This window comes from uncultured Veillonella sp. (assembly GCF_915069625.1).
Classification (GTDB): domain Bacteria; phylum Bacillota; class Negativicutes; order Veillonellales; family Veillonellaceae; genus Veillonella.
The window spans coordinates 1-4293 of the sequence record NZ_CAJZFD010000168.1 but is presented as its reverse complement, the minus strand read 5'-3'; the positions used below and the strand labels follow the sequence as shown (position 1 = coordinate 4293).

The following is a 4293-nucleotide window of genomic DNA, read 5'->3' as shown; positions in this document are numbered from 1 at the left end:
CTATTAATTACTATAATTTTAATGGCTAACTTAGCTCTACTCTCATAATATGGAGTCCTATGAATGCTGCATCTATGTAGTTGTGTGTCATAGGGCTTATGTGTGGTATAAAGGAGAGATTCTATGAATCAACGAGTCATAGCAACCATAGGAGCCCTCTTAATAGGGACTGCTATCATAAGTGGTTGTGGATCTGAAAAGCAACCTGAGGATACAAGCCTCAAGGTGCGTACTATCACCATCGGTGAAGAATCTGGTACTACTGGCGCTGGCTATGCAGGCACCATCCATAATAAAACAGAAACCAACTTGGCCTTTCAAATTGGTGGGCGCGTCATCAATAAATTCGTAAATGTTGGTGATGTGGTTCAAGCAGGACAAGTGATTGCTCAAATTAATGGTTCAGATACATCTGCTCAAGTACAAAATGCTGAGGGTGCTGTAAAAGCCGCTCAATCGGCTTATGAATTAGCAGAAACCAATGCTAAACGATATCGCGAGCTCTACGCGCAACAAGCGATTAGTAAATTGCAATTAGACCAAGCAGAAAACCAATTGAATGTTACCTCTGCTCAATTACAACAAGCACAGGCTAGCCTCAATTTGAGTAGCAATCAAAATAGCTATACTAATTTGACTGCTCCTGATACAGGTATTATTACAGCTTTCAATATTGAAGCAGGCCAAGTCGTAGCAGCCGGTCAAAGCGTTGGTACCTTAGCAGCTGGTCGCGACCCAGAAGCAGTCATCGCCCTTCCTGAACAAGAATTGACTAAGGTGCATGTAGGTAGCCCTGCCACTATTACATTCTGGGCTCTACCAGATGTAACCGTACAAGGCGTGGTCCGTGAAATTTCACCAGTTCCTGACCCTGTAGCGAGAACGTATACCGTAAAAATTACCTTACAAAATCCTCCAAAAGAGGTACAACTAGGCATGACGATCAATGTAAATCTGTCTTCTACAGATAGCACCAATATTTCCATTCCGTTAACAGCTCTTGTGAAAGACTCTAACGGCAATAATGCAGTGTATATCATTCGAGATAAAAAGGCTCATCTCGTGCCAATTAAGACAGGTGAATTCGGCAAGAACTCTGTCATCGTCACATCTGGTTTAGCTAAGGGTGACATTGTCATCACCGCAGGTACCCAACAATTACAAGAAGGGACGGCGGTGAGTCAATGAAACAATTTAACTTAGCCGAATGGGCCCTCAAACATAAGTCCATTATCTACTACTTCATGGCTGTGCTCCTTACCTTTGGTATCTTTTCATACAACCATATGGGACGTATGGAAGACCCAGACTTTACGATGCGCACCATGGTAGTCGGCGTTGCTTGGCCGGGGGCTTCCCCACAAGAAATGTCGGATCAGGTAACGGACAAATTAGAAGAAAAACTGCGCGACCTACCTGGCGTCGATTATACAAAATCTTTCACAGATGGCAGCAAATCAGTTATTTATATTAATCTGAAAGAAAATCTACCATCCGATAAAATACGTCCCGCTTGGGAAGAAGCGCGGAACATGATTAACGATGAATGGAAGTCATTACCACAAGGTGTTCAAGGACCGACCATCAACGACAGATTCGATGATGTATACGGCATTATCTACGCTATTAGCGGCGATGAATTCTCGTACGAAGAAAAGCGTCAACAAGCAGAAGACTTAAAACGTCAGCTTTTATCTGTTCCAAACGTTAAGAAAATCAGCCTCATTGGGGTTCAACAACAAACCCTTAATGTAACGATTAATAAGGATAAATTAGCATCCTATAAAATCAGTACACAACAGCTATTAACAGCTATTAAACAGCAAAGTATGATGGTTCCAGCTGGTATGATTACGACGGATACGAATAATGTATATCTCCGCGTGAACGGTCTATTCGATAGTCCACAAGCCGTACAAGATATGCCAATTCGCATCAATAATCAAACCTTGCGCCTTGGCGACATGGCTGATGTAACCATGACCTACCAAGACCCTAGCAATCCTCAATTCTACTATGAAGGCAAGCCAGCTATCGGTATTGCCATCTCCATGGATGCAGGTGGCAATAATATAGAATTTGGTGAAGCTATCGATAAAAAGCTAGCAGAATTGAAGAAAACTATTCCTGCAGGACTTGAGCTCGATCAAGTATCAAATCAGCCACATATTGTTAAAGAATCCATTGGCGATTTCTCTCAATCTCTATTTGAAGCTATCGCCATCGTATTGCTCGTAAGCTTTGCATCCCTTGGCTTGCGTACAGGTGTGGTCGTAGCCCTCACTATTCCTGTCGTTGTGTCTACCACATTCATTTTGATGTATGAAAGTGGCATTTATCTGCACAAGGTTAGTCTAGGTGCGTTAATACTGGCTCTAGGCCTCCTCGTAGATGATGCCATCATCGTTGTAGAAATGATGAGCGTTAAGCTCGAAGAAGGTTGGGGTCACTTTAGATCTGCAACCTTTGCTTACCAATCGACAGCGTTCCCTATGCTATCTGGTACGCTCATTACTTGCGCAGGCTTCTTGCCATTAGCACTCGCAGAAGGCATGGTAGCAGAGTTTACAAAATCTCTATCCATCGTTGTATTTATGGCGCTCATCCTATCTTGGTTCGCCTCTGTTCTCGTCAGCCCTGTTCTCGGTTATAAAATCATCGAAAATAAGGCTCCAAAACCTGAATCAGAATGGAATAAACGAGACCGTATCATGCACAAGCTCAGTGTTACATTCTATGATAAATTTGAAAAACTGTTACATTGGGCTTTAGGCCATCATAAGGTAGTATTACTCATCACCTTAGGTGCCTTTGTGTTCTCCCTACTTTCACTACCATTGATTAAACAGGAATTTTTCCCATCATCAACGCGTAATGAAATCATAGTATCTATGCAATTCCCTCAAAGTTCGTCCATCGAGTACACAGCAAATCAAGCTAAAATCATCGACGAACACTTACAAGGTAACGAACATATTTCAACCTTTACATCCTACATTGGACAAGGTTCTCCACGTTTCGTCCTCACCTTGGAACCTGAATTGCAACGGAACAATTTCTTGCAGTACGTTATCGTTACTAAATCCTTAGAGGATCGCGATAAACTATACAATGAATTGACGCCATACTTAAATGAAGAATTCCCATCTGCCCTTGTAAATACTCAATTTGTACAAATTGGTCCACCATCTAAATATCCAGTTATGCTCCGCGTTTCTGGACCTGATCAAAAGGTGGTAAAAGAAATTGCCAATAAGGTAAAAGACAAGATGCAAGGCGACAAGGACTTACATAACATAGCCTTTGACTGGCCAGATACGGAACCAGTAGCCAATGTTCATATCGATCCTAACAAAGCTCGTTTACTCGGTATTGATAGCTATGCCGTATCCTTACACTTGCAAAGTCTATTATCGGGTACAAAATCTGGTGAATACTACGAAGGTAACCAAACAATTCCTGTTACATTCCGTTTAGGAGATAATGAACAACACAACTTAAGTGCTCTGTCTTCCTTACCAATTCAAACAGGCAATGGTTCCTACGTACCGCTTAGCCAAATTGCAACCATCACCATGACTCAAGAGGATGGTATCATCTGGCATCGCAACATGATGCCAACCATCAGCATTCACGCTAATGTAAATGCTGGCGTCCTAGGAAATGCGAAAACAAAAGAGGTGTATAAATCCTTACAAGACATTCGCGATTCCTTGCCTACAGGATATACCATTGAACTTGATGGGGCCGCTGAAAAGAGCGTAACAGCTGTACAAAATCTGTTAACACCAATGCCGATTATGCTCTTTGTGATCATGACAATCCTCATGTTCCAATTAAAGCGTATCGCCCTCATGTTCATGGCCTTGCTCACAGCTCCTCTCGGATTAATCGGCGTTGTATTGGCTCTGAATATTACGAGAACGCCATTGGGCTTTATGGCTATTCTGGGTATCATTGCCCTATCGGGTATGATCATTCGTAACTCCATTATCTTGTTAGACCAAATCGAAATCCACAAAGCAGAAGGTCAAGAACCTCGTGAAGCGATTATCAACTCCGCTACACTTCGTTTCCGACCTATCATGCTCACTGCAATCGCAGCGATTTTAGGCATGATTCCTCTCATGGGATCTGTATTCTGGAGTCCACTTGCTATCGCCTTCAGCGGCGGCTTACTAGTGGCAACAGTACTAACACTTATCGTACTACCAGTTATGTATGCAACATGGTATAAGATAAATCAGAACCACCCGTAAAACGGGTGGTTTGCTCACGGGCTATAAGCCCGTA

Annotated in this window: 2 protein-coding genes; both read left to right on the top strand. The window is 42.5% G+C overall.

From position 1 onward, the window contains the following. The first annotated feature begins 123 nt into the window (after positions 1–123). Positions 124–1188 (top strand): efflux RND transporter periplasmic adaptor subunit, encoded by a 1065-nt coding sequence (locus tag QZ548_RS08190; RefSeq protein WP_295782533.1) that lies wholly within the window; start codon positions 124–126, stop codon positions 1186–1188. Continuing rightward, a complete protein-coding gene (locus QZ548_RS08185; protein WP_295869607.1) occupies positions 1185–4259 on the top strand; it encodes an efflux RND transporter permease subunit in 3075 nt (1024 codons plus the stop codon). Before QZ548_RS08190 ends, QZ548_RS08185 begins: the two co-directional genes overlap by 4 nt. Positions 4260–4293 lie beyond the last annotated feature (34 nt).